Below are 26,386 nucleotides of genomic sequence, written 5' to 3'. Positions count from 1 at the left end.
GTGACAGAGAAGCACAACGAGAGCTCAGGGACGAAGCGCCGCGGGGGCCGCCCGGCGACCCCCGCGGTCGTGTCCGTCACGACGCAGGGAGGGCCCTTCAAGGGAGTATCGACGGCGGTCGTGCGCCGGCGGGCGAGCAAGATGCTCGCCCACCTCGCGTTGCAGGGCGTGGAGCTCTCGGTGGCGCTGGTCAACGATGAGGCGATCCACGAGCTCAACCGAAGCTACCGGCGCAAGGACAAGCCGACCGACGTGCTCGCGTTCCCGATGCTCGACCAGAACGGAGCCGACTCGCGCAAGCGCGGCCGGCGAGGTCCCCTGGATCCGTCGTTATGGCAAGGTCTGCTCGGCGACGTGATCGTCTCGATCGACACGGCCTCGCGACAAGCCGCCGAGCGCAGCCGCCCTCTGCTCGACGAGATCACGATGCTCCTCGGGCACGGCCTGCTCCACCTGCTCGGCTACGACCACAAGACCGACGCAGAAGAGCGGGAAATGACGGACCTGACCCGGGAGCTCGAGGTCGCGGCGACATCAAGAAGCAACAGTATCACTGTAACAAAACCGCGTCGCAGCACTGCGAAGCCACAGAAGACGGGGGCGCGATGAGTTATCGCTTGCGATGGGAAACCTCGCTTGTTAAACGGACGCCCCCTTTCGACTTGGAGGAGACATGCCCGGTTCGAACAAGCTGACCAAGGCGCAAATGATCGTCGGTCTTGCCGAGGCCACCCACCTCGACAAGAAGTCCGTGGCCAGCGTGCTCGATGCGCTCGGCGACCTGGTGAAGAAAGAGCTCGGTCCGGAGGGGCCGGGCGAGGTCACGGTGCCGGGCCTTGTGAAGATCAAGGCGAAGGAGATCCCGGCCACGCAGGACCGGGAAGGCATCAATCCGTTCACGAAGCAGCCGATGACCATCAAGGGCAAGCCGGCGAGCCGCAAGCTCCGCGCGGCGCCCGTCAAGGCGCTCAAGGACGGCTGAGCGGCGCGTCCGTGGCCGCAGCTTGCGTCGCCACATCGGGCGACGCGAGCTCCGGGGGCCCTGGGGGCGGTCGCGCCCCAGAGCTGACGCTCCGGCCTCGTCGTGAAGCCTTCGTCGTGAAGCGTCGCGCGCGGAGCGCACAGCCGATGCTCGCAAAGGCGAGCAGCGACGCCATCGGGGCGTCGCCCAGGCGCGTGTAGGGCGTCAGCGGCGTGTCCCTGATCGAGGGGGTCGCAAAGGTCACCCCTGGCGCAGCGCTCTCGTCGCGGCTGCGCACCACGCCTCGGGCGTCGATCCATGACACGACGCCGAGGTTCACCGCGCGCACGAGATCGCGGCGCAGCTCGATGGCGCGCATGACCGCGAGCCTCGCGTGCAGCTCGGGCTCGGCGCTCCCGGTGAACCACGCGTCGTTCGTGATGTTGACGAGGAGGTTCGGGGTGAGCGTCCCGGTGATCCACCGCCCGACCCCGGTCAGCGTATCCTCGTAACAGTTGAGCACCCCGATCCGGAGCGCGGGCCCGTGCTCTCGGGGCAACGTGAGGGCGCGCGGCTCCGCGCCCGGGATGAGCCCACCGCTCTTCTGGAAGATCCGCCGCAGCCAGGGCAGGTACGCGCCACCCGGGACCGTCTCGCCGAACCAGAGCAGCTGCAGCTTGTCCTGCGTCGGCTGCATGCTCCCATCCGGGAGCACGAGGGTCGCGGAGTTGTAGCTGTTCCGTTCCTCGACGCCGTCGGCGGCCTTCACGGGCGGCGCCTGGGTGATGAGCCCGGCGAGGATCGGACCGCGGATGCCAGGCCCCAGGATCGCTCGACCGCCGCGCGGCGCCTGCCGGGCGCTGTGCGAGAGGGGGTAAGGATATGCCGCCTCGGGCCAGAGGGTGAGCTCGGCGCCGCCGGCCTCGGCCTCCCGGGTGAGCTCGTGCAGGGTTCGCAGGATCCGCGGATGGTTCTTCGCCTGCCAGCGCTCGTGAGGCCCGACCGCCTGGTTGACGAGCGCGATCTGCGCCGTCGGCAAGCCGGCGCTCGCGCGCTCCACCGCAGCCATCCGCAGCACACCGTGAACCGCGAGCAGCCCGAACAGCGCGGCGCTCGAGAGCGCCGGGTAGAGGATCGCGCGGGACGACCGGAACCGGGCGGACCGCGGTTCCTGCCCGGGCGCCGCGGGCACGAGCTCGAGCGGCCGCCCGCCCGGCGCCCGGCCCGAGGCGGCCAGGCCGGCGCGGGCGAGCAGGGCCGCCCCGACGGCGAACAGCACCGAGACCCCCCGCTCGCCGATGAGATCGGCGAGCTGCACGAGCGCTGGCCAGGGGCTCATGAGACCCGCCGGCGTCCAGCCGAAGACGGTCGGGATGGCCACGGCGGCGAACACGCCGGTCGCGAAGGCGAGCTCGAGGGGCGCGCGCAGGCGCCGGAGGAGCGCGCTCGTGATGCCGCCGCAGACCGCCCAGACCAGCGACTGGGCGGCCGCGAGGAGCACCAGCGCCAGGTACGAGGCGGCCGAGCCGAGCGGCGTGAACCGCTGGATGACCTCCGGCACGAAGCGCAGGCCCACGATGCCCGCCGCCGTCCCCCAGACAGCGCCGCGCCCGAAGGCGCGCCAGACCGTCGGGGCGTCGTGGACGGCGGCCGCCAGCAGGGCGAGGCCAACGATGACGGCGGGAACCAAGTCCGTGGGCGGCGCCGTGAGGGCGAACGTCGCGCCGCCAGCGAGGGAGAGGATCAGCGGGGCGCGGCTACGGAACGCGCGCAGGATCGAGGCCTTGGGCACGATGCGGCGTTATACCGCGTGAAGGCGGCACGGACCGCGACCGCGACCGCGAAGACAGCGTGGAGGAGAGCAAAACGTACGCGGGCACCGCCCGGTCAGGGCGGACAGGGAGGCTATGACGAGCCGCTCACCAGTAAATGCTGAGCCCGCCGCGGAAGAGCCCCCCGCCCGACGTGTTGGTCGTGCGGCCGGTGTGGGGATCCGTGTACTCGGGAACGAGCCCATCGTCCGTACGGCTGCGCACGAAGCCGAGCGCGTCGACGTTCAGGGCGATGCGAGGGGAAAGCCGGAACTCGAGGCCGATGCCGCCGTGCGCGCCGAAATAGTCGTACTCCGTGTCCGGAACGAACTCGGCGCTGGAGGCGGCCGCGCTCGAGGATCGATCGACCTCGGCGTGCGCGATGTTCAGGCCGCCCATGAAGTAGAACTGGGTGCGGCTGCGCGGGTTGACGAACAGCATCCCGCTCAGCGAGAGCGGCACCTCGGTCCGCTGGTCGCCGTTGTAGTCCGTGCCCGCGAGGAAGTCGGCGCCAGCGTCGATCGCGAACGCCGGGACAGGCCGGTAACGCAGGCTGATCCCGACGCCTCCCATGCCGGCGTCCTCCGCTCCGCCGTGCTCGCGCCCCATCATGGCGCCCTCCATGCGGAGGTTGATCCCCCAGTGGCGCCGCCAGCGCCGCTTCGCCGGCGGCGGCGGCGCCGGGGGCGCCACGCGGCGCACGATCACGCGCGGCGGAGGGGCCGCCCCAGGCGTCACGACGATCACCTGCGGAGGCGGGCCCGAGGGCGAGGTCTCGTAGACGACGACGGGCGGCGGGGCCGGACGGGCCGCCCCTCTGGGCGGGGGAGGCAGCACCTCGGCGGGCGCGGCCTCGGCAGGAGCATCGGGCGGCGGTTCCGCGGTGGGCCCGCGAGGCGGCTCCACTTCCTCGCAGAACCACGCGCCGGGAGGACAGTTGTTGTTCTCCTGCGCGAACGCGCTCATCGGCGCGGTCATCGCCACCGCAACAAGGGCATGGGTCAAGCAACGGCGCATCGGGCGACTCCTCTTCGGTGCAGGGAAGTTAGCAACCGGGATGCCATCGACCATCTTGCGGGATCGTCGTCACCATGGCCACGCAGCACGCCGGCGTGCATCGGCCGCCACGGCGCGCTGTGGCGGAAGGTTCACACGCGCGCCGTTCCGCAGGGTACTAGCTCCCACGGCAAAGGTCACGGCGCGGTAGCCCCGGTCGGGAGCCCTGCCAACATCGAGACCGATCGGATTCCATCATGCCTACGGTTACGTTGAAGCAGGGCCATGTTCGGCCGGTATGGTCGGGGCATCCCTGGGTGTTCGCTCAGGCGATCGCGCGCATCGAGGGCGGCGCGGTGGCCGGGGACGAGGTCGTCGTCACCGATCCCTACGGCAGCGTGCTCGGGCGCGGGCTCTACACCCCGCGCTCGGCCATCCCGGTGCGCATGTACACGCGCGAGGACAGGCCGATCGACGCGGCGCTGTTCCGGCACCGGATCGAGCGCGCCATCGCGCACCGCCGCGAGCTCGGCCTGCCCGCGCGGGCGCCCGGCCACGAGACCGACGCCTTCCGGCTGATCCACGCGGAGGGGGACGGCCTGCCGGGGCTCATCGTCGATCTGTTCGGCGACGTGGTGGTCGTGCAGCTCGGGACGATCGGGATCAAGCGCCGCGAAGGGGTGATCTTCGACGCGCTCCAGGCGGCGCTCTCGCCCCGCGCGATCGTGGACAGGACCCCGGAATCGCTGGCGAAGCTCGAGGGGTTCACCGCCGACGCCGGCGTGGTGCGCGGCGATCTCGGGCTCGATCAGCTCCGGTTCGTCGAGCGAGGGCTGCGGTACGCGATCCCGCTCGCGCTCGGCCACAAGACCGGGTTCTACCTGGACCAGCGGACGCTGCGGACCCGCGTCGAGCAGCTCGCCCACAACCGGCGCGTGCTCGATGCGTTCTGCTTCGTCGGCACGTTCGCCATGGCGGCGGCCCGCGGCGGGGCGAGCGAGGTCCTCGCGATCGACGAGAGCGCGACGGCGATCGAGGTCGGGGCGGAGTGCGCGCGGGAGAACGGGCTCCTCGACCGGATCAACTTCACGCGCGACGACGCGCGCAAGGCGCTGCAGAACGCGTCGAGGCAGGGGGGCTTCGACCTCGTCATCTGCGACCCTCCGAAGCTCGCGAACACGCGCGCGTCCAAGGACACCGCGCTCACGGCGTACCGGCGCCTCGCGGCCGGGGCGTGCCGCGCCACGCGCCCGGGGGGCATCCTCGTGCTCTGCTCCTGCTCCAGCGCCGTCAGCCTCGACGATCTGACGCGGGTGCTCGCGCTCGGCGCGCGCGACGCGCGCATGCAGGCCGCGGTGTTCGACCGGCACTTCCAGGGAGGGGATCACCCCGTCCCGGCCGCCTTCCCCGAAGGGCTCTACCTGAAGAGCCTCATCGCGCGCATCGACGCGCTCTGACGATCGCCCGATGAAGCCGCTCTCCCTTCTCGCTCCCGACGCCGCGCGCGCCCTCGGCGGGGTGATCTTCGACCTCGACGACACCGTGCTGGATCACGGCGCCCTCACCGAGGCCGCGTACGGGGCGCTCTTCCGTCTGCGCGAGACAGGGCTCGCGCTGATCGCCTGCACCGGCAGGCCCGCCGGCTGGGGAGAGGTGATCCAGCGGCAATGGCCGATCGACGCGACGATCGTCGAGAACGGAGCGGTCGCGCTGGTCCGTGAGCAGGAAGGCGACGTCGCCGGCCATCGACGAGGGCACGCCACGCGCTCCGGCGCAAGCCGCGTCGTCACGATCGACGGCCTTGACCGCGACGCGCGGCGAGCCCGTCGGGCCGAGCTCGTCACGCTCGCGAATGACATGGTGCGTCGTTTTCCGGCGGCAGCGCTCGCGGACGACAACGAGCAGAGGGTGACCGACGTTACCATCGACATCGGAGAACATCGGCATGTCCCGCCGGAGGACGTGCAGGAGATGCGCGCCGCGCTGCGCGAGCGGGGGGTGAGGACGCTGCTCTCGAGCGTCCACCTCCACCTCACGCGCGACCCGTCCGACAAGGCCACGGGGATCGTGCGCTTGCTCTCGGCCCGATTCGGTGAGGATCCCACCCGGGCGCGGCACCGCTACGCCTTCGTGGGCGACAGCGGCAACGATGGCGTCGCCTTCGCCGCATTTGCGCTGACTTTCGGGGTAGCCAACGTGCGCGCCCACCTCGGAAAGCTGTCCGTCCCGCCCCAGTTCGTGGCGTCCCTTCCCATGGGCCGCGGGTTCGCGGAGATCGCCCAGCGGATCGCCGAACTGCGGAAGAATGCACCCGAGCCGTGATCTCGCCGCGCGCAAGTCGCCTCGCGCTGCGATCCGCCCCACACCTGACGCAGGTAACCTAGCCGCAGGGAGCACCGAAGGAATAGGATCGGGCTTTCGGGAGGGCCGTGCCTCCCAACCCTTTACAGGGGCGCGTGTTCTCGGGGACCATGACCTTGGTCCCTCGCCCGCCAGCGGCAGCAGATGGCGTTTCGACCCCCGACCCCCGGCCTCCTCGTCGACAACAAGTACCGCCTCGCGGAGCGCATCGGCGGGGGCGGCATGGGCGACGTGTTCCGGGCGGAGCACGTGCTCGCAGGTCGCGCCGTTGCGATCAAATTCCTCCACCCAGAGCTGGCGGACAACTCGGAGCTCTCTCACCGGTTCTTCCAGGAAGCGCAGGCGGTCAACCGGATCCGCCACCCGAACATCGTCGACGTGATCGACGCCGGCGTCGGCGAGCTCGGTCCGTACATCGTGATGGAGCACCTCGACGGCGAGTCGCTCGGCATGGCGCTCGCGCGCTTCGGCCGCCTCGACATGGAGGCCGCCGTCGGCGTCGCGATCCCGGTGCTCGAGGCGCTCGACGCCGCGCACCGAGCGGGGATCATCCACCGCGATCTCAAGCCCGAGAACATCTTCATCGCCTTCGATCCGAGCCGCGGCTCGGCCGTGGTCCGCCTGCTCGACTTCGGCATCGCCAAGGTGCTCGACTCCGATGGTCCCTCGCCGCGGACGCGCACGGGCGTCGTGTTCGGAACGCCCGACTACCTGTCGCCCGAGCAAGCCACGGGGGAGTCGCCGCTCGACGGGCGGAGCGATCTCTTCTCGGTGGGCGTGCTGCTCTACGAGGTGCTCACGGGCACGCGGCCGTTCCGCGCGCCGACCGCCGTGGCGACCGCGTTCCGCGTCGTGCACGCCGAGGTGCCCACGCTCGCCTCGGCGGGCGTGACCGTCGACCCGCGGCTCGAGGCGATCGTGCAGCGGCTCTTGCAGAAGGATCCCGCGAAGCGCTTCCAGACGGCCGGCGACGTCGTCCGCGAGCTCGAGCGCGTCGCGCCCGATCCGCCGCGGCGGACGACGGCGCTCGGCAGGCTGATCAACGTGCAGCGGCGGATGGCCCTGAGCCTGGGGAACGTTCCCGAGAACGAGCGCGATCGCCTCTCGTCCTCACGCGATCGATCGCGCCCGGGCACGGGCTTCGAGGTGAGCCCCCCGCCGCCGATGCGCCTCTCGCCGTCGATCGTGCCGGGCGCGCGCGTCACCGAGGCGCCGCCCGGCATGCGGCCGTCCTCGGAGCCGGCGAGGCCCGCGCCCGGAGCGACGCTCTCGAACGCGCTGCGGAACCGCGGCTCGGAGCCCACGATGCTCTCGCAGCGCGGCGAGTCGCTGCCCACCGTGCGCAGCGCCGACCTCGGCATCCGCGCCGAGCCGACCGTGCGCAGCGCCGACTTCGGCGCCCTGATGAACCGGCAGCGCGACACGCGGCGGCCGAACGTCACCCCGGTCCGCCCGCTGCCGGCGCGCTTCGCGGGGCAGTACCAGGTGCGCGGCCCGGTGCTGCGGAGCGTCGATCGCACCATCGTCGACGAGTACGGGAGGAGCGCGCGCGACGAGGTCGTCTCGCAGATGCCGCTCCGCTACGCCGACGATTTCAAGCACGACTCGATCAACGCGCTCGTCGGGTACGAGCTCGAGGCGCTCGACGCCTACATGGAGCTCGCGACGTCGCTCGTCCTGCGCGATCTCGAGCGATGGCGCGACATCGGCAGGCTCGGCGTCGGCGGCGAGCTGCACAGCCTCGTGCGCACGCTGTTCGCCCGCCCGCTGACCGACATCGCGTCGCTCATGCGCCGCGGGACATCGATCTGGTCGCGGCTCTTCACGTTCGGCTCGTGGCGCGTGGCGACTGGACCGACGGGGCGGGTCACGCTCCACATCGGCGACTTCGACCCTGCCTCGCTGCCGCTCCGGCTGTGGGTCGTGGGGATGGTCGAGGAGACGGCGCGACGCGCGTCCGGCGGCGGCGTGAAGGTCACGATCACGCTCGGCGAGCTCGGCTTCACCTCGGAGCTCGCCTGCGAGATTAGCCTCTAGCGCTGCACGGAAGCGACCCTTCCAGCTCGCTTCCGTGCGCTCGGAAGCGGAAGACGGGGCGGTGAACCTCGTGCTCTTCGAGCGCCGCCCGTGGCTCGTGATCTTCGAGCGCTGCTCGTGACGCGGGTCCGCTCCGCGGCCGCGCGGCGCCGGCCGCACGACATGCGGCCGGCGCTCGACGATGCGCCGCAGCGCGGTGGCTGCGGGTCGCTGGAGGTGTCCCTCAGGAAGGCTTGCGCGCGCGGTAGCACGCCTGGCAGAACACGTCGCGGCCTTCGACCGGCTTGAACGGGACTTCGCCCTCGGAGCCGCACGACTTGCAGGTGATCGAGAACGTCGGACGAGTGCGCGGCGCGCGAGGCTGCTGGGCTGCGCTGCGGCTCGGCGGAGCAGCGCGGCGCTCACCGGCGAACGAGGGGGCGCGGTAGTTGCCATCATCTCGGAAGGGCGCGCCGCCGCGCGGACGCTGCGGGTAGTGGCTCGGCGCCGCCCATGTCGGCGTCAGCCCCGAGTACGCGTCCTGCATCGGGCTGCGGTACTCGTTCACGTCGCCCGTGTAGCGAGGCTTCCGAGGCGAGCCGTCGCCGCGCGCCAGGCCGCGATGTCCCCCGGTCCCCCGGGGCGGCCCAGGGCGCTGGCGCTCCGCTGCGCGGGGCGACGACCCGCCCTCGCGCTCCCCTCGATTGTCCTTGCGCGCACGGCGGCAGGTCTTGCACCGCTTCGGCGGGGCCGCGAGCTTCCGTTCGGCGTAGACGGCAGCTTCGGCAGCCGAGAATAGGAACGACGTGCCGCAGCTCGCGCAGACAATGTGCTCGTCTCGATGCTGTTCCATGATTCCTCTTTCATCAGGCCGACGGGCCTCGCAGGCTCACGGGCTCGGGTGACTCGGGCAACATGGGTGACTCGGGTGACTGGAGCGCCCGGGAGCTGCCCCGCTGCGCTGGAGAAGCGCGATTTACGCGGGGTTTTACGTGATATCGGTGGGATCGCCCTCTTGATGGGGCACGGGAGTGCCTACGGTGACATGCTTGTCAGGGCGGTCAAGCGTGCCGCCTCCACGCAACGCCCGGATCGATCACGCGGCGGGGAGCTTTGATTTCGAAGCTCCTCACGATACCATCCGCGCGACTTTCACGCGGAGGGCAGCTCCTTCCGTGACGGACCACGAGCAGCATCCGCCCACGCCGCGCATCGCAACCAGTCGAAGCAATGAGCCATCCCTCCCTGCACCTCACCGCTCGTGACTTCGACGCGTACGCCGCCGAAAAAGCGACCTCGAAGGCCTACTCACGCCCCCGCCTCGAGGTGAAGCAGCGCGCGCTCGCCTGGGCGCGCGGCGTCGTCGCCCGGCTCGCCGACCTCGGCATCTCGGTCGATGTCCATGGCTCGGACGAGCACCCCTCGATCCGCAACAAGCACCGGGCCGACTGCCAGTGGGTCTTCTTCTGGCGCGATCAGGCGGCGCGCGACGAGCTCGATCGCCTGCTCGACCGCGGCCGCTCGATCTCCGACGCGATCGACGATCCGAGCCCCTTCACCCGGCACGCGTTCCTCGCGCTGCGCCTCTCGGAGAGCGAGGTGCAGGTGTGCTTCGCGGTCCATCCGGACGCGAAGGTGGACGTCGACAACCTCCGGGCTCGCCTCTCGGCGACCGAGGAGGCGACGGGCGCGCCGGCCTCACCGCTCTCCGCCGAGCTCACGAGCGCGCTCCACGCGCTCCCGGAGCAGTTCTCGTTCGGCGCCGCCGGCGGCGATCGCGTGGCCTGCAGCGCGGCCACGCCGGACGCGATCGCCGAGATGCTCCGCCGCGCCGCCGACGGCCAGGTCCCGCTCTGGATCGGCTGGGCGGTCCCGCGCGAGACGGTGATCGAGCACGCTGACATCCTCGATGAGCAGCTCGAGGACGCGCTCGTCGCGCTCGCCCCGATCTACCGGCTCGTCGCGTGGTCCCGCGAGAACGACCGCATCGCGCTCGACCGCAAGCTCGAGGGCATCGAGCAGGAGCGGGCGCGCGCCCACGCCGAGATCGAGGCCGAGAACGAGCGGTGGCGCTCCGAGCAAGCCCGAGCGCGAGAGCGTTCGATGGAGCAGGCGCGAGCGCGCGGCGACGAGCGCGTCGAGGCCGCCCTGCCCGCCCGCCGACCGACCCTGGCGACGCTGTTCAAGCCGCCGACCAGCGCCGGCGCCGGCGCCGGCCGCGGAGGTGAGCCGCGGCCAGCGCTGAAGCGCGTCGGAGAGGGCAGCGCCCCGGCCCGGCGAGCGCCGCACGGCGAAGCGGAACAGCAAGCGAAGGCCGAGGCTCCCCAGAAGGCCTCCGCCGATCACGCGCCGCGGGCGCAGCGCGGTCCGACCGGCGATCCGGAACCTGCAGCGAAGATCACGCCGGAGCCCGCGAAGGGCGGCGTGCTGGAGAAGGGCAGCCGGGTCCGCGTGCTGCGAGGCCCCTTTGGTGACAAGATCGGCGTGGTGAGCGAGCTCGACGGTCGCGGAGGCGCGCGCGTCCTGCTCGGTCTGCTCTCGACGAGGCTCGAGCTCGACGATCTCGAGCTCGTGATCGATGGACGAGATCGCCCCGCGCTCTCGACATCGCACCGCAAGCCGCTCGCTCCGACGCCGCGCAAGGCGCGCTGAGCGTCGCCGCGCGCCCCCCCACGCAATGGTCAAGCGCGATCCCTCCACCTACCCTGTCGGTCTCGGCGGACAGTTCCGTCACAAACTTCCGCTCTACCTTGCGGGCGCAGCGCTGCTCGCTGCGCAGCAGTTCCTCATGGCCAGGCGAGACTTCCTGGTCAAGGACGCCGTCGACGCCGCCGTGAAGGCGCAGTCGAGCGAGGCCGCGCACGCGGCGCTCGTCATGCTCGCGGTCAGCGTGGGCGCCGCGATCATGCGCGTGTTCTCGCGGGTCACCATCTTCACGGCGGGCCGCAACGTCGAGTACGAGCTCCGGGCGATCCTGCTCGCGCGCCTGCACAAGCTCGGGCCGGCCTTCTTCCGCAAGATGCCGACCGGCGACATCATGAGCCGGGCGACGAACGATCTGACGCAGGTGCGCCTCCTCCTCGGCTTCGGCCTGCTGAACGTCGTCGGCTCGATCTTCGCGTTCACGAGCGCCCTGTACGTGATGCTCCACATCTCGAAGAGGCTCACGCTCGCGGCGATCCTGACGATGCCCGCGCTGATGCTCGTCACCCGGTCGTTCTCGACCAAGCTCTTCGTCCGCACCCGCGACAACCAGGAGGCGATCGGCGCCATGAGCGACCGGGTCCTCGCGAGCCTCGCGGGGGTCAGGGTCGTGCGTTCGTTCGCGCTCGAGGCGTCCGAGATGGCCGCGTTCACGAACACGAACCAGGGGTACCTCGAGAAGAGCCTCGCGCTCGCCAGGCTGCGCGGATCCATGGGTCCGCTCATGGGGGCCATCAGCTCGATCGGCGTGCTCATCGTCTTCTGGTACGGCGGGCAGCTCGTGCTGGAGCAGAAGATGACGAGGGGAGACTTCGTCTCCTTCTGGCTAGCGCTCCTGCGGCTCACCTGGCCGATGCTCGCCCTCGGCTTCGTCGCCGCGATCGTCCAGCGCGGCCGCGCCGGCTACGCGCGGCTCAAGACCATCTTCGAGGCCATCCCCGAGGTCGTGAGCGGCCCGCTGCCCTCCCCCGAGGTCGTCCGTGGCGCGATCTCCGTCAAGGAGCTGACGTTCTCCCACGGCGCGAGGAAGGTGGTCGACGGCGTGAGCTTCGAGGTCGAAGCGGGCGGCTCGCTCGCCATCGTCGGGCGCACCGGCTCGGGGAAGAGCACCATCGCCACGCTGCTCGCCAGGCTCATGCCGACGCCGCGCGGCGCCGTGTTCCTGGACGGCGTCGACATCTGCGATCTGCCCCTCGACACCGTGCGCGCGAGCATCGGCTACGCGCAGCAGGACGCGTTCCTCTTCTCGACGACCGTGGCCCGCAACATCGGCTACTCGCTCGACGACCCGGACTCGCCCGCGTCGCTCGAGACGATCCGCGCCGCCGCCGCCGAGGCCGAGGTGCTGAACGAGGTGCTCTCGCTGCCCGACGGCTTCGACACCGTGGTCGGGGAGCGCGGCGTGCAGCTGTCCGGCGGTCAGCGCCAGCGCGTCGCGCTCGCGCGCGCGCTCGTGCGCGAGCCGAACGTCCTCGTCCTCGACGATCCGCTCTCCGCCGTCGACGCGAAGACCGAGCAGGCCATCCTCGCGGCGATCGAGCGGCAAGCCGCGCGACGGACCGTCATCCTGATCACCCACAGGGTAGCGGCCGCGCGGAGGTGTGACGCGATCGTCGTGCTGGAGCAGGGCCGGGTCGTCGAGCGCGGCACGCACGACGAGCTCGTCCGCGCGGGCGGTATCTACGCGTCGTTCGCCGAGGAGCAGCAGCTCGAAGAGGATCTCGCGACCTTCGAGGCGTCGCCGTCCTCGCAACCGGTGGGGCTCTCGTGACGCAACCGGCTCCCGGAGACAGCGCGGCGATGAGGTCGAAATCGGGCGGCGCCTCGGCCGCGGGCGAGGCGGGCGTGGGCCGGCGGCGGCCGGCGCAGGCGGCGGCCAAGGGCCGCGGGGCGACGAAGGCGAGCCGCACCGAGGACGTGCTGAGCCGCTTCCACGAGGAGACTCGGCTCGGCGAGGCGTACGACGCGCGCATGCTGCTGAGGCTGTGGCCGTTCGTGCGCCCGCAGGGCAAGCACCTCGCGGTGTCGCTGGCGCTGCTCGTGGTCACCGCGCTGCTGGCGCTGCTGCGCCCGCTCATCATGCGCGACGCGCTCGACGCCTTCGACAAGCCCGGCGGGCTCGATCACCTCACGCGCAGCGGCTTCTTGCTCACGGGCATCATGCTGCTGGAGCAGTCGCTCGCCTTCCCGCAGCTCTACCTGATGCAGCTCGCCGGCGCGCGCGCGATGGCCGACCTGCGCGCGCGCGTCTTCGGCTTCTTGCACACCCGCCGCCTCGGGTTCTTCGATCGCACGCCGGTCGGCCGGCTCGTCACGCGGGTGACGAACGACGTCGACGCCATCGGCGAGATGTTCGCGTCGGGCGCGCTCAACGCGTTCGGCGATCTCCTCCGGCTCGCCGTCATCGTCGCGGTGATGGTGTCGCTCGACTGGCGCATGTCGTTGCTCGCCTTCGCGGCGGTCCCCCCCGTCGCCCTCGGCGTCAACTGGACGCGGCGGCGGATGCGCGACGCCTTCCGGGAGGTGCGGTCGAAGACGGCCAGGATGAACGCGTACCTCAACGAGCAGGTGTCCGGCATGGCCGTCGTGCAGGCCTACGCGAGGGAGGAGCGCTCGGCCGAGGAGTTCGACGAGATCAACGCCGCGTACCGCAACGCGAACAACCGATCCATCGTGCTCGACGCGACGCTCGACGCCGCCATCGAGATGGTCTCGAGCGTCTGCATCGCCGCGGTGCTCTGGTACGCCGGCGTGAACAGCCTGAAGGACGAGATCTCGTTCGGGACCTTGTTCGCCTTCGTCGCCTACATCGACATGTTCTTCGTCCCGATCCGCGATCTCTCGGCTCGGTACACGCTGCTGCAGTCCGCGATGGCCGGCGCGGAGCGCGTCTTCGAGCTGCTCGACAACAAGGACGAGGACGCGACGTCGGCGACGAGCGGCGGCGACGCGGCGAGGGCCGGGGACGACGGCGTCGCGTTCGAGCTCGACAACGTCGGCTTCGGCTACAAGCCGGGCGTGCCTGTGCTGCGGCACGTCTCGATCGCGGCGAGGCGCGGCGAGAAGGTCGCGCTGGTCGGCGCGACCGGCGCCGGCAAGAGCACCGTGGCGTCGCTGCTGCTGCGCCTCTACGACGTCGACGAGGGCGTCGTGCGGGTCTTCGGCCGCGACGTCAGCGCGTACCCTCGCGACGAGCTGCGCCGCCAGTTCGCCGTCGTCCCCCAGGACGTGTTCCTGTTCCCGGGCACGGTGCTCACCAACATCGCGGCAGGCGACGCGATCCCGGATCGGGCCAAGGTGGTGAACGCGCTGAACCGCATCGGAGCGCTCGATCTCTTCGAGCGGCGCGAGGGCGGGCTCGACGCCCCCGTGCTCGAGCGCGGCGGCAATTTCAGCGCTGGCGAGCGCCAGCTGATCGCCTTCGCCCGTGCGCTCTACCGCGATCCGCCGACCCTCATCCTGGACGAGGCCACGGCCAACGTCGACAGCGACACCGAGGCGCGCCTCCAGCGCGCCCTCGAGGGGGCCATGCAGGGGCGCACCGCGTTGATCATCGCGCACCGCCTCTCGACGATCCGCGCCGTCGATCGCATCGTCGTCTTCCACAAGGGCTGCGTCGTCGAGCAGGGCACGCACGAGGACCTGCTCGCTGCAGGCGGCGTCTACAGCAAGCTGTACCGGCTGCAGTTCGCCCGGCAGGCCGCGGCGCACGCGTAGGATCCCAGGCCGCTCGAGGCGCCGGGACGCCGACGCGCACGTGGCGGCGAAGCCTGACGGGCAGGCCGAGCGCTTCGCGCCGCGCCCGCCCACGATCCGACAGGCGGGCTCGCGCGGCCCCTAGGGTTCCGCGCTCTCTCCGGCAGGATCGGCGTCGGCGCCGTAGCACCTGCCAGCGGCGGCTCCGGTCGCATCGCCGTCGGCGCCGGCCGCGCCGCCGGCGGATGCCGTCGCACCCTCGTCGGCGCCGATCGCGCCTCCGGCGACCACCCGCAGCCAGTACTCGGAGCAGCTGCCGTTGACGATGATCAGGTGCTGGTCGTCCACGCAGGGCACCTCGGCCTGGTTGCCAGCCGCCTGCGCCAGCGTCCCGCCGCTCTTCGTGCCGTCGCGCTCGAACGACAGGTACACCTGCCACCACCGCGGGCGCGCGCCGAGGTGATGCTTGAGCGCGTACCGCATACCGCCCGGGAAATAGAGGAGCTCGCCGTCCGGCGCCGAAGTCTCGTAGATGCCTCCCTCTGGCATCGCCTCGACGAACTCGATCGGCGGGTTCGCCTCCTCGGATCGGTCGCACCTGTTCGGCGAGCACCCCGCCGCGAGCGCGACCGACGCGCCCGCCACCCAGGCGGCGGCCCATCTCAAGCGCTGCGCGGCGTTCCCGCCTGCGCTCCTGCTGCTCATGGCTCAGCCGAGCCAGCGCGCGGCGTCGAGCGCGTGGTAGGTGAGGATGAAGTCCGCCCCGGCGCGCCGGATCGACGTCAGCAGCTCGAGCACCGCGCGCTTCTCGTCGATCATGCCGCGCTCCGCGGCCGCCTTGATCATCGCGTACTCGCCGCTGACGTTGTAGGCGCCGAGCGGCAGCGTCGTCACCTCGCGCACGCGGGCGATGACGTCGAGGTACGCGAGCGCGGGCTTGACCATGAGCATGTCGGCCCCCTCTTCCTCGTCGAGCGCCGCCTCGCGCAGGCCTTCGCGGGCGTTCCCGGGGTCCATCTGGTAGCCCGCTCGGTCGCCGAACTTGGGCGCGCAGTCGGCCGCCTCGCGGAACGGCCCGTAAAAGCCGGACGCATACTTCACGGCGTAGGAGAGGATCGCCGTCCCCGTGAGCGACTCGGCGTCGAGGGCGCTCCGGATCGCGGCGACCCGGCCGTCCATCATGTCGCTCGGCGCGACCACGTCGGCCCCCGCCTTGGCGTGGACCACCGCCGCCCGCGCGAGCACCTCCAGCGTCGCGTCGTTGTCGACGTCCACCGCTCCCGACGCGTCCTGCCGGAGCAGGCCGCAGTGCCCGTGATCGGTGTACTCGTCCACGCACACGTCGGTGATCACGAGGAGCTCCGGCACGGCCTCCTTCATCGCCTTTACGGCGCGCGGCACGGGCCCGTCGGGGTCGTAAGCGCTCGTGCCCGACGCATCCTTGGTGCGCGGGAGCCCGAACAAGATCGTCCCGCCGATGCCGAGCTCCTTGCAGAGCCGCGCCTGCGCTGCAGCCGCGCTCACGGGAAGCTGCGAGACGCCCGGCATCGTCCCGACAGGTCGAGGCGCGTCGAGCGCCTCGTTGAAGAAGAGGGGGAGGATGAAATCTCCCGGATGGAGGGTTGTCTCCCGCACCAGGGCGCGGAGGGCGGGCGAGCGACGGAGCCGGCGCGGTCTCTTCGTGGGGAACACGGCGGCGGAGCATAGCAGCCCTTCGTCCGCGTGAGCCGCTCCGGTCCAGAGGCGCGCGCGATCCGTGGATCGCCTGGGCGCTGCGAATCGGTTAGTGTTCGCCCGAAACCGCCAGCATGAGAACGGCCCTCCACTTCCCGTCTCCCGGCCGCGCTCGCCCCGCCGCGCGGAGCTCGCGCCGGACGCGGTCCGCGCGCGCAGCCATCGCTCAGCGGGGGGCCGCTCCAGAGCGCGCCGCCGGGCGCGCCGTCGAGCCAGGACGCGACGTCATCGGCTGGGGCGTCTTCTGGGACGACAGCGGGAGCGTGTCGTCGTCGTCCGCTGCCGAGCCCTCGTCCGGTTGGTCCGCGGGTGTCGCCGCGGCGGCGACCGTGACCGTTGCAATGTCGGACAGCGGGCACCACACGGTCCATGCCTCATTGCGGACAAAGCTATCGAGGGGGACGATTCCGCTCTCGATGCCGCGCGCGAGCTGGTCGAGCTTGACCGGCCCGACCGAGCGCTCCCCGTTGGTGACGTACCATCGGTCCGGAAAGCCGCGCTCCGAGCTCAGCAGCTCCTCGACCAGTTTCACAGATCTCATTGAATGGACTCCAGAAACCGCCGGACGTTGAGTCGACCGGATGCGATTCTAATCGCATAACGCACCGGGTCAACATCACTGCAGAATCGCTATGACAATCAACGTCTGCCATGCATGAACGAGAGAATGACGGGAGTTTGACGGTGTTTCCGAGGCGTAACGATCCCTCCGAGGAGGGTCCCGGCACGGCGGCAGCGGGGGCAATGAACGACGGCGCGCCGGGCGCGGCCAGGCCAGGCGTCGTGTACCTGGTCGGCGCCGGCCCCGGAGATCCGGGGCTCCTCACGCTGCGCGGCGCAGAGCTGCTCGCCACGGCCGAGGTCGTGCTGCACGACGAGCTCGTCCATCCCGCGCTGCTCGACCGCGTGCGGGAGGGCGCCGACGTGCGCTCGGTCGGCAAGCGCGGCGGCGATCGGGTCGTGAAGGACGCGAAGCAGGCGGAGATCGACGCGGAGCTCGTCGCGCTCGGCCTCGCGGGCCGCAGCGTCGTTCGATTGAAGGGGGGAGATCCGTTCCTCTTCGGGCGCGGCTCGGAGGAGGCGGAGGCGCTCGCGCGGGCCGGGGTGCCGTTCGAGGTGGTGCCGGGCGTCTGCTCTCCGCTCGGCGCGACGGCCTACGCCGGCATCTCGCTGACGCACCGGCACATCGCCTCCAGCGTGATGATCGTCAGCGGCGTCACCCGCGCGGGCAAATCCTTCGATTGGAGCGAGCTCGCCTCGGTCCGCGGGACCATCTGCGTCCTGATGGGCATGCAGGCCGTCGACGCGGTGGTCGCGGGGCTGACGGGGCCGGGGCAGCGCGATCCGGCGACGCCGGCGGCGGCGATCCAGTGGGGCACGCGGGCCGACCAGCGCGTCGTCTCGAGCCGCCTCGACGAGCTGCCCCGCCGCGTCAGGGAGGAGGGGCTCCAGAGCCCTGCGGTCATCGTCGTCGGCGCTGTCACGGGCCTGCGCGGCGCGCTGCGCTGGTTCGATCGGAAGCCGCTGTTCGGCAAGCGGGTGCTCGTGACCCGGCCGCGCCACCAGGCGCGCTCGACGTCGAGGCTCGTGCGCCTCCGCGGCGGCGAGGCGGTGGAGCTCGCGACGATCGAGATCCACCCGCCCCCCGACCCGGCGCGCGTCACGGAGGCCGTCCGCGGGCTCTCGGGCTACCACGCCGTCGTCTTCACGAGCGAGAACGGGGTGGCCTGCTTCTTCAAGGAGATGGAGCGGCTCGGCCTGGACGCGCGCGCCTTCGGCCCGGCGCGCCTCGCCGCGATCGGCGTCGGGACCGCTGCCGCGCTCGCCGCGCGCGGCGTCCGCGCCGACATCGTCCCGCGGGAGTTCCGCGGCGAGGAGCTCGCGGAGGCCATCCTCGCCGACCCCGTGCTCGCCGAGCGCAGGGCGGCGCCCCCTCCGGTCCGCGTCCTCCTCCCGCGCGCGCTGGTCGCCCGCGAGGTGCTCCCCGAGCGCCTCCGCGCCGCCGGCTGCGAGGTCGACGTCGTGCCTGTCTACGAGACCCGCCCCGCGTCCTCCGGTCACCGCGAAGAGCTGCTCCGGGCGCTCTCGGCGGGCGAGATCGACGTCGTGCTGCTCACCTCGAGCAGCACCGTCGACAGCCTCTGCGATCTCCTCGGCGAGGGCGCCGCAGCGCGCCTCGACCGCGTGCTCCTCGCGAGCATCGGGCCGATCACGACCGCGACCGCCGAGAGGCGGGGCCTCCGGGTCGGCGTGACCGCAGAGGTGAGCACCACAGCAGGTCTCCTGGACGCGCTGGATCGACATTTCACTGCATTGCAAGCCGCCCCTGGGAGCGCCGGGGGCGGGTGAGCGGGTCGCACGATGTGCGGCCGGCACAGCGGCGCAAAAGTAGAGAGCGTCGCAGCGGACCTGGGGGGGAAGGTCTCCGCCGCAACGCTCGATTCCACGTGAGAGCAGGACGCGTGCCTGCGACTCCTGCAAGCGATTCAGGTACTTAGGACGTCCAAGCTGGAGCCGCATTGCGCTGCTGAGCCACCGCGGCGACAGAGATGCAAGGGGGCTCCTGATACGGCATGTTCGCTGAGCGACGACAGCGGCATTCCCCGGGCCGGAGCAGGCGTACAGCGTCACAGCCGGACAGCGCTGGTGAGACGAGGGTCCTCAGGCGCTGTGGGCTTACTCGAACGTCGCTCGCACCACGAGGAACTTGTTGTTGAGCTCGGTGGAAGTGAGCTTCTCGAAGATGCGAGGGCCGCCGAGCTCGTTCGACAAGGAGGTGGTGCGCCCGTGCTCGGTGACGAAGTAGAAGGTCTTCACGCCCTTCTTCTTCTGCTCATTGATGTAGTCCTGGAACTTCTTTCCTGTCGACACGAAGGCCGCCATCTGGTTGCCGGCATAGAAGTTCTCGCCCTTCCAGTTCATCTGGTAAGCGACGAGCGGCCCCGGGATCTCGCGGTTCGCGCGCACATAGGCGAGCAACGTCTCGCGTTGCCCCCAGTGCGGCGACGTCCGCACGAAGTACACGTCGATCCCCCACGCCGTGAACACGACGGCGAGCGACAGGAGCGCGTAGACGACGAGGCGGCGCCAGCGCGCGACCATCAGCAGGAAGCACAGGGCGGCCGCGGCGGCGGTGAACGCCCACAAGGCCGCGGAGAAATCGAGCGACTGCGGCCAGGAGCGTTTGTAATTGTACGTGAACAGGTGCAGCAGCCTGGCCTGGCTCGGCTGGCCCTCGCGAGCCATCGCGAGATCGCGCCCGACGAAGAGCACGAGGAGCGCAGCGCCGATCCCGATGGCGCCGAGCATCGCGCGCTCGTAGCTGATCACCGCGATGGAGCGCGCCGACAGCGCCGTCGAGGAGGCGCCGCCCGAGCGGCGCGCGAGCCCCGCCGCGCCTCCGAGGCGCAGCATGTCGTCGAGCAGGATCCCCGTGAGCATCGCCGCCGGCGGGACGGCCGGCAGGATGTAGTGATGGAACTTCGTCAGCATCAGGGAGAACAGCGCGAAGCCGAAGAGGAACCACATCGCCAGGAACACCGAGGCGTCGCCCTGACGGGCTTCGGCCGAGCCGGGCTCCCCGGGCGCCGCGCCCTCGCGCCGCCGGAGCCACCACACGAGCGACGCGGGCACGAGCCCCGTCCACGGGAACATCGCGTAGCCGAGCTGCCACACGTAATAGCGGAAGCTCACGTCGTCGCCCTCGTTCGTGTCGTGGACGTGGGTGAAGGCGCGCTTGAACATGTCGTGGAACAGCAGCCTGTCGGTGAACGGCTGGCCGTGACGCGCGTACATCGCGACGAACCAGGGCAACGCGACGCACGCGAGCACGAGCAGCCCGACGGGGATCTCCATCTTGAGCAGGTCGCGGTACCGGCGGGAGACGGCGACGTAGCCGAGCGCGCAGAGCACCGGGAGCCCGAAGCCCGCCGGCCCCTTGGCCATCGTGGACAGGGCAGCGAAGAACCACGCCGAGAGGAAGAGGAGCCGCTGGACGCGCCGCTCGCCCCAGCTGGCGTACAGGACGATCCCGAGCGTCTGCGCCCAGACGAGCGCCTGGAGCACAGGCTGAAGGCCGGGGAGCACGGGCAGCACCGACCGGCAGGCCTCGTTGCCAGGGAGACCGCAGTTGCCCGGCGAGCCCGAGCTGAAGACGTCGCCGTGCAGGTGCAGGCCGTAGGGCGTCAGGCGGAGCTCGACGTGACGCGAGAGCAGGTAGAGGATCTGCGGAAGCGCGCAGGCGATGATCGCCCCGAGCACGAGGTGATAAACCGAGAGGCCCACCCTGAGCGGGCCGAGCTGCACCTCGTAGACGCGCGCCTCCTCCGCGTCGTCGGTGTGGATGCCGAGCAAGAGGAGCGCCATCGCCGCGGCCATCGTCGCGACGAAGGGCATGTCGGTCATGGTCTGGTGGGAGACCAAGAACCACTGCGGCATCGTGGCGAGGACGAGCCCCGCGAGCAGCCCCGCGCGGCGGCTGAAGATGCGCGAGACGGCCTTGTAGAGCAGGTAGACGGCGATGAGCGTCAACGCGAAGATGGGGAGCCTGACCGCCCACTCGGGCCACGGGGTGCTCCCCTCGGCCGCCGCCGACAGCATCTCGCCCGACCGGTAGCGGACGCCGAACGCGGCCATCGCGAGCGCCTGCATCCAGAAGTCGAGCACCGGCTTCGACCAGAACCAGCCGTCCTGCGCCCACCAGAGGGAGATCCAGTCGTTCCTGGCCAGGATCTCGCGCGCGACCTCGCCGTAGTGCGTCTCCCAGGGATCGGTGAGCGAGTGGCTCCCGAGCATGGGCAGGTAGAGCAACGTGACGAGGGTGACGAGCCAGAAGCCGTGCCGCCGGCCGAGGGGGCGCGGAGCTCCCGCCTCGTCGACGCGGTAGGGACCGAGGCGCTCGCCGACCCGGAACGCGCCGACCACCGCCGTGAGAAACGCGGCAGGGACGGCGATGGCGGGGACCGCCAGCGAGAGCAGCGCCGGCGCGCCGTGCGACGAGAGAGCGCTCGGCGAGAGGGACCCCGCGACGCTCAGCGAGATGAGGATGAAGAGCGCGACGAGCCCACCCCCGAGCAGCGCGAGCGGGCCGAGGAGATCGCGGATCCCGACGCGCGCGGCGACGCGCTCGGGGGGGTCGTCGAACGTGCCGAGCAGGTCGAGCAGGCCGATCGCCGCGACGGCGACGCCGAGCGCGCCGAGCGGGACACCCCAGCGAAATTGAGGCGCGAGCGCCATCACGACGAACGCGAGGAGGGCGCCCGCGGCGGACACGGCGGCGCCACGCCAGCGGAGCGGGTTGCCCTGCAGCACGAGGCGTACTTCCTCGGCGTCGGACGCGGCCCCGTCCATACCGGCCAGGCCGTCGCTCTCCGCGGCCCCGCTGTCAGGGACGGGCGCGCGCGTCTCCGCAGCGCTGGGGCTCTCCTGCTCGCCCGCGGCCGTCTCGTCGCGGGAGTCCACGGGCGCACCGCTGCGTTTGTCGTGTGTGTCGTTCATGGCTGCGCCGACCGCCGAACGAGGCGCGGCCCTGGCGTAGCAACTCCAGGTCGCCGGGCAAAGCAGCGGTCGCATGCGCCCGCGCGGCGATCCCGATCGGGCGCTCCGAGAAGGACGCCACGGCGCGCGGAGCGCCCTTCCCCAGCTGGGCCGGTGGACCTCACGCGCGCATGAAGGCGTGCCGCCCCGGCCGCGTACCTCGCCGGCACGACAGGGACCGGGGCGGGTCGACAGCCACGGTCTGACAGCGGCCGTGGTGCGCGCCTACTTCGTCAGACGCGCGATCTCTTCCTTGATGATCGTCTCGGCGAGGACCGGCACGACCTCCCACACGACACGCTCCACGACGTCGCGGGACAGCGCCATCACGGCCTCCACCTGCTCGGAGGTGAGGCCGAGGCCCTCGAGCTTGCTCGCCATCTGGCCGTTGACTTGCGCCGAGGCGGTGGCGGCGACGGCGGCAGGACCGGACGCGGTCTTCGGCACGCCGGACACCGGCGTCGGCGAGAACGCCATCGTCGTCGTGACCGGCACGTTCGCCACGCCGGCCGGCGCCGTCTTGACCGACGCCTGCGCCGGCGCTGCGCTCGTGGCCGGCGCGTTGGGCGTGTAGATGAGGGTCTTCGCGCGCTGGAGCGGGCTCGCGGCGGCAGCAGGCTGCGCCGCGGCGGCAGGTTGCGCGGCCGCAGCGGGCTGCGCCGCGGCGGGCTGCGCCGCAGGAGAGCGCGCGGGCGCAGGCGCCGCGGCTGCAGGGGCCGCTGCTGCGGCGGCAGGCTTCGCTTCGCCGCGCGACGCGAGCAGCTTCTTGACCTTGTCGATCATCTGCTGCGTGTCGAACGGCTTGTCCATATGGTCGTCCGCTTGCGCGCCCGACCCCTTCGCGGGGTCGAACGGGTTCTGCTTGGACGACAGGATCAGGACAGGCGTCGCCGGTGAGGCCTGCTTGATCGCCTTGCACAGCTCGTAGCCGTTCTTCGGCTCGAGCGTGATGTCGGCGATCACCAGGTCGGGTTTATCGCTCTTGAGCTTCTGCAGCGCAGCGTCGGCGCTGCTCGCCGTCACGACGCGGAAATCCTGACCCGCAAAGGTGATTTCGAGCACTTTGCGCATGGTCACGCTGTCGTCTACGGCGAGAAGGGTGCTGGCCACGAACGGGTCTCCTCTCAGATGGCGAGAAAGCGATGACGGCTCTGGATATCTTCGGCTCCGGTCGCGCGATGTGTCAACATTCGCGGTGTATTTCGCGCCCGCGGGCCCCGCGGATGTGCGTTTTTCCGCGCCGGTAGAGCCCGGTCCCACGCTGGTGGGCGGAGCCGAGGCGCCCCGTGAGCTTTTACATGCGCCCGCTCCGACCCGCCACGCCGCCGACCCAGGAAGCCGCTGAACCTACCGGAACCCCTCCGACCGACCGGGTGCAAGCCCCGCGGGATGGCCGCTGGACGGTGCCGGCCGAGCTGGATCGGCGCCCGCTCGATGGGGCCGTCCGTGCGCTTGCGTCCGTCTCCTGGTCGGACGCGCGCCGGCTGATCGAGACCGGCAAGGTGCTGGTCGGGAGCGCGGTGGCGACGAGCGCCCGCCGGCGGGTGCTCAGCGGGGAGCAGATCGAGATCCGCCTGCACGCGCCGAGGCCCGAGACGGTGCGGCGACGCAAGCTCGAGGGCGAGCTCGTGGTCTACGCGGACGCGAGCGTCGTCGTGGTGAACAAACCGGCCGGGGTGAGCACCATCCCGTACGGCGACGAGGATCCGGCAGAGCAGGCCTCGACCCTCGACGCGCTGGTGCGGGAGGTGCTGGCCAGGCGCGACCGCCTGCGCGGGCGCGCGCCGCTCGGCGTGGTGCAGCGCCTCGACAAGGGGACGAGCGGCCTGCTGGTCTTCGCGCGGACGCTCGCCGCGAAGAAGCACCTCGCGCAGCAGCTCCGCGTCCGCGCGATGCACCGGCAGTACCTGGCGCTCGCGCACGGCGCCGTCCCGCGCGGCACCTACCGCAGCTACCTCGTCGAGGATCGGGGCGATGGACTGCGCGGCTCGGCGCGAGACGGGCGGCGCGAGGGGCAGCTCGCGGTGACGCACGTGGAGCCGATCGAGGTGCTCCGAGGAGCACAGGAGGGGGCCGGGGGCGTGACGCTCGTCGCGTGCCGGCTCGAGACGGGGCGCACGCACCAGATCCGCATCCACCTCGCGGAGGCCGGGCACCCGCTCGTCGGCGAGACGGTCTACGTGCGGGACTACCGCGGGGCGAGGATCCCGGCCGCGCGGCTGATGCTCCACGCGGCCGAGCTCGGCTTCAACCACCCCGCCGACGACCGGCCGATGCGGTTCCAGGTCCCGCCCCCCTCGGACTTCGACGACGTGCTCGAGCGGCTCCGCGAGCCGCAGCGGAAGGGCGCTATTTGACCTTGCCTCGGGCCTCGGTCATCGCGGCGGCGGTGGCGTCGACGAGCGGCATGACCTTCGCGTAGTCCATCCGCGTCGGGCCGAGCACGCCCACGGTCCCGGCGACGCGCCCGTTCTCCATGTAGGGCGCAGCGACGAGGCTGAGCTGGCCTCCGCCCAGATCGCCCGCCTCGCTGCCGACGAACACGGTGACCTCGCCCGCGCCCGCGGCGAGGGTGCGGTCGAGCAGATCGACGAGCTCCTCGCGCTCCTCGAGCGCCTTCATCAGCTTCTTGAGCCGGTCGACATCGGCGTACTCGGGCAGGTCGATCAGGCGGTTCTGCCCCTCGATGACGACCTCGCTCCGTCGGGCTACGCCCGCCGTCGCCTTGCTGCCGAGCTCGAAGGCGCGGCGCCTCAGCGCGTCGATCTGGAGGCGCTCGTCCGCGAGGCGGCGAGCGAAGAGGTCCCGGATCTCGCCCAGCGTGCGCCCCTCGATGACGTCGGCGAGCAGGTTGTGGATCCGGGTGAGCTCGGCCTCGTTGATCGCCTCGTCGGCCGAGATGAAGCGGTTCGCGACCGAGCCGTCGGTGAAGACGAGCACCGCGAGCAGCTGCCCCGGCTTGGTCGGGATGAAGCGCAGCTGGGCGAGGGCGCGGAGCTCCACCCGCGGCGCCGCGACGACCGCCGCGGCGCCGGACAGCTCCGAGAGGTAGCGCCCCGTCTCGCGGAGCGGATCGCTCGCCCCCGTGTAGATCTCGGTGAACCTGGCGCTGAGCTCGGCCTGCTGCTCAGGGGAGAGCGACCGGAGCTCGACGAGCGCGTCGATGAACAGCCGGAGCGCTCGATCGGTCGGGATCCGCCCTGCAGAGGTGTGCGGCTGGTGGAGGTACCCGGCCTCCTCGAGGTCGGCGAGCACGTTGCGGATCGAGGCAGCCGAGAGATCCAGCCCGTACTTCCGCGCGAGCGTCCTGCTGCCAACCGGGTCGCCCGTGGCGATGAACTCGGTGACCGCGGCGAAAAGGATCTTTCGAGATCGATTGGGAAGATCACCCATGTCAGCTGCATGCGGCGCAGGAGCGCACCGCCGTGGCTACCAGGACCAGGGATCGCCCGGACCGGGAAGCCATGCGGGCCGGGCCTTCGCTCCCGTACGTCAAGCTGCGCGTGCGGGCGCTCGACCCACGAATGCGCACGCGACCCATTTTGAGGCGATCGCGCGGCCCGGTCAAATGTCGCGGTAGGATTGGGCGGCCGCCGCCACGTGGACACGCCGCCACGCCGCCACGCCGTGGGGCCCCGCTCACCGGACGGCGGCCCGGTCGCCTACCCCGGGAGGGTCGGCTTGCTTTGCCTCGCACGAGGTCTGTCCCGCAACGATGCCGCCCGCACGCCTTGCACGCCATGCCGCCGCTGCCTGCGCGCTCGCCCTCGCGCTCGGCCCCCTCGCCGCCGCGCCGAGCGCGCAGGGCAAGCCGAAGGTCAGGTACCACCAGGACTGGGCGAAGCACCCGTCGGCGCGCTACGCGGCCATGAGCGCCGAGCAGTGCCGTGCGGCGCTCACGCAGCGGAAGATCGCGTTCGAGCCGGTGCGGCGCGCGCCCGGCGTGCTCGCTCCGGTGCGGCTGATGCAGGGGGTCGGCGGGGTCCTCTACCGGACGGCGCAGCCGGCGCACCGGCGCGCAGACAACCCGAACGACGTCTTCGACTGCCGCCTCGCGCTCGCGCTCTCCGACTTCAGCCGGATCCTGCGCGCGCACGACATCGACGAGGTGCTGATGTTCTCGGCCTGGCGGCCTCCGTCCAGGATGTGGCCCGAGGGCAGGCTCGGCACGAGGCACCCCGGCGGGCTCGCCATCGACGCCTACAGGCTCAACAAGGAGCGCGTCGGCGGCGGGTTCGCGGAGGAGTGGCTCGACGTGGAGCGCGACTTCGTCGGCAGGCGCGGCGCGCCGGTGTGCGGCGAGGGCGCCCGAGCAGCCGGCAAGCCACGCGGCGCCGGCAAGGGGGCGGGCAGCGGCCCTCCGGCGGACGCGGCAGCGCGAGAGCTGCGATCCATCGTGTGCGAGGCCGCGGATCAGCACATCTTCACGTCGATCCTCACGCCCAACTACGACCGGGCGCACAAAAATCACCTGCATCTCGAGGTGACCCCCGGCGTCCAATGGCATCTGGTGCGCTGATCCGGGAGGGGCCGTCCTCCAGCGCGCAAACCCGCTCTCGCCCCGAGGTCGACC

At 71.6% G+C, this 26,386-nt stretch carries 20 protein-coding genes; 11 read left to right on the top strand and 9 right to left on the bottom strand.

The window, feature by feature from the left end; all coding sequences use genetic code 11:
* Positions 1-609, top strand: a complete 609-nt coding sequence (gene ybeY / locus WME90_RS00140; protein WP_437278998.1) for an rRNA maturation RNase YbeY — start codon at positions 1-3, stop codon at positions 607-609.
* Between the two features lie 64 nt (positions 610-673).
* Positions 674-982, top strand: coding sequence for an HU family DNA-binding protein (locus WME90_RS00135; protein WP_437278997.1), 309 nt, complete (start codon positions 674-676; stop codon positions 980-982).
* On the opposite strand, the gene lnt is transcribed toward WME90_RS00135, so the two are convergent.
* Together lnt and WME90_RS00125 are read right to left on the bottom strand one after the other, a co-directional pair.
* On the bottom strand, positions 969-2,753 hold the full coding sequence (lnt, locus tag WME90_RS00130) for an apolipoprotein N-acyltransferase (RefSeq protein WP_437278996.1): 1,785 nt from the start codon (positions 2,751-2,753) through the stop codon (positions 969-971). The genes WME90_RS00135 and lnt overlap by 14 nt on opposite strands.
* A gap of 127 nt (positions 2,754-2,880) precedes the next feature.
* Positions 2,881-3,789 carry an outer membrane beta-barrel protein gene (locus WME90_RS00125; protein WP_437278995.1) on the bottom strand — a complete coding sequence of 303 codons (909 nt, stop codon included), beginning with the start codon at positions 3,787-3,789 and terminating at the stop codon, positions 2,881-2,883.
* Between the two features lie 236 nt (positions 3,790-4,025).
* On the opposite strand from WME90_RS00125, the gene WME90_RS00120 reads away from it, so the two are divergent.
* The 3 genes from WME90_RS00120 (at position 4,026) to WME90_RS00110 (ending at position 8,166) form a co-directional block, all read left to right on the top strand.
* Positions 4,026-5,225: a class I SAM-dependent rRNA methyltransferase gene (locus WME90_RS00120; RefSeq protein ID WP_437278994.1), complete on the top strand. Its 1,200-nt coding sequence runs from the start codon at positions 4,026-4,028 to the stop codon at positions 5,223-5,225.
* Between the two features lie 10 nt (positions 5,226-5,235).
* Complete coding sequence (locus WME90_RS00115; RefSeq protein ID WP_437278993.1) at positions 5,236-6,090, top strand: HAD family hydrolase; 855 nt, start codon at positions 5,236-5,238, stop codon at positions 6,088-6,090.
* 183 nt (positions 6,091-6,273) lie between these two features.
* On the top strand, positions 6,274-8,166 hold the full coding sequence (locus WME90_RS00110) for a serine/threonine-protein kinase (RefSeq protein WP_437278992.1): 1,893 nt from the start codon (positions 6,274-6,276) through the stop codon (positions 8,164-8,166).
* Positions 8,167-8,389: 223 nt separating this feature from the next.
* Here the strand turns inward: WME90_RS00110 and WME90_RS00105 are convergent, their stop codons facing one another.
* Positions 8,390-8,998, bottom strand: a complete 609-nt coding sequence (locus WME90_RS00105) for a zinc-ribbon domain containing protein (protein ID WP_437278991.1) — start codon at positions 8,996-8,998, stop codon at positions 8,390-8,392.
* 377 nt (positions 8,999-9,375) lie between these two features.
* Here WME90_RS00105 and WME90_RS00100 point away from each other — a divergent pair, with 377 nt between their 5' ends.
* The 3 genes from WME90_RS00100 (at position 9,376) to WME90_RS00090 (ending at position 14,565) form a co-directional block, all read left to right on the top strand.
* Entirely contained in the window at positions 9,376-10,797 is a 1,422-nt protein-coding gene (locus tag WME90_RS00100; RefSeq protein ID WP_437278990.1) for a hypothetical protein, read from the top strand.
* A gap of 136 nt (positions 10,798-10,933) precedes the next feature.
* Positions 10,934-12,619, top strand: a complete 1,686-nt coding sequence (locus WME90_RS00095) for an ABC transporter ATP-binding protein (protein ID WP_437278989.1) — start codon at positions 10,934-10,936, stop codon at positions 12,617-12,619.
* Between the two features lie 29 nt (positions 12,620-12,648).
* Complete coding sequence (locus tag WME90_RS00090; RefSeq protein WP_437278988.1) at positions 12,649-14,565, top strand: ABC transporter ATP-binding protein; 1,917 nt, start codon at positions 12,649-12,651, stop codon at positions 14,563-14,565.
* A 120-nt stretch (positions 14,566-14,685) separates the two neighbouring features.
* On the opposite strand, the gene WME90_RS00085 is transcribed toward WME90_RS00090, so the two are convergent.
* The 3 genes from WME90_RS00085 to WME90_RS00075 all read right to left on the bottom strand — a co-directional run bounded on the left by WME90_RS00085 (position 14,686) and on the right by WME90_RS00075 (position 16,819).
* The gene (locus tag WME90_RS00085) at positions 14,686-15,249 is read right to left on the bottom strand and encodes a hypothetical protein (RefSeq protein WP_437278987.1); all 564 of its coding nucleotides are present in this window, start codon (positions 15,247-15,249) and stop codon (positions 14,686-14,688) included.
* A gap of 3 nt (positions 15,250-15,252) precedes the next feature.
* On the bottom strand, positions 15,253-16,236 hold the full coding sequence (gene hemB / locus WME90_RS00080) for a porphobilinogen synthase (RefSeq protein ID WP_437278986.1): 984 nt from the start codon (positions 16,234-16,236) through the stop codon (positions 15,253-15,255).
* A gap of 208 nt (positions 16,237-16,444) precedes the next feature.
* A complete protein-coding gene (locus WME90_RS00075; protein WP_437278985.1) occupies positions 16,445-16,819 on the bottom strand; it encodes a DUF4339 domain-containing protein in 375 nt (124 codons plus the stop codon).
* A gap of 203 nt (positions 16,820-17,022) precedes the next feature.
* Here WME90_RS00075 and cobA point away from each other — a divergent pair, with 203 nt between their 5' ends.
* A complete protein-coding gene (gene cobA, locus WME90_RS00070; protein ID WP_437278984.1) occupies positions 17,023-18,627 on the top strand; it encodes a uroporphyrinogen-III C-methyltransferase in 1,605 nt (534 codons plus the stop codon).
* A 327-nt stretch (positions 18,628-18,954) separates the two neighbouring features.
* Here the strand turns inward: cobA and WME90_RS00065 are convergent, their stop codons facing one another.
* Both WME90_RS00065 and WME90_RS00060 read right to left on the bottom strand, forming a co-directional pair.
* On the bottom strand, positions 18,955-21,774 hold the full coding sequence (locus WME90_RS00065) for an ArnT family glycosyltransferase (protein WP_437278983.1): 2,820 nt from the start codon (positions 21,772-21,774) through the stop codon (positions 18,955-18,957).
* Between the two features lie 264 nt (positions 21,775-22,038).
* On the bottom strand, positions 22,039-22,923 hold the full coding sequence (locus WME90_RS00060) for a response regulator transcription factor (RefSeq protein ID WP_437278982.1): 885 nt from the start codon (positions 22,921-22,923) through the stop codon (positions 22,039-22,041).
* 263 nt (positions 22,924-23,186) lie between these two features.
* On the opposite strand from WME90_RS00060, the gene WME90_RS00055 reads away from it, so the two are divergent.
* The gene (locus WME90_RS00055; RefSeq protein ID WP_437278981.1) at positions 23,187-24,170 is read left to right on the top strand and encodes an RluA family pseudouridine synthase; all 984 of its coding nucleotides are present in this window, start codon (positions 23,187-23,189) and stop codon (positions 24,168-24,170) included.
* Here the strand turns inward: WME90_RS00055 and hrcA are convergent.
* The gene (gene hrcA / locus WME90_RS00050) at positions 24,163-25,206 is read right to left on the bottom strand and encodes a heat-inducible transcriptional repressor HrcA (protein WP_437278980.1); all 1,044 of its coding nucleotides are present in this window, start codon (positions 25,204-25,206) and stop codon (positions 24,163-24,165) included. The two genes, WME90_RS00055 and hrcA, sit on opposite strands and share 8 nt — an antisense overlap.
* A gap of 322 nt (positions 25,207-25,528) precedes the next feature.
* Between hrcA and WME90_RS00045 the strand changes: the two genes are divergently transcribed.
* The gene (locus WME90_RS00045; RefSeq protein WP_437278979.1) at positions 25,529-26,332 is read left to right on the top strand and encodes a hypothetical protein; all 804 of its coding nucleotides are present in this window, start codon (positions 25,529-25,531) and stop codon (positions 26,330-26,332) included.
* The last annotated feature ends 54 nt before the right edge of the window (positions 26,333-26,386 follow it).

The sequence above is a fragment of the Sorangium sp. So ce375 genome (assembly GCF_051473855.1).
Classification (GTDB): Bacteria; Myxococcota_A; Polyangia; order Polyangiales; family Polyangiaceae; genus Sorangium.
Note: the sequence above shows the minus strand (reverse complement) of the source record. Positions and strands in the feature narration are given on the sequence as shown.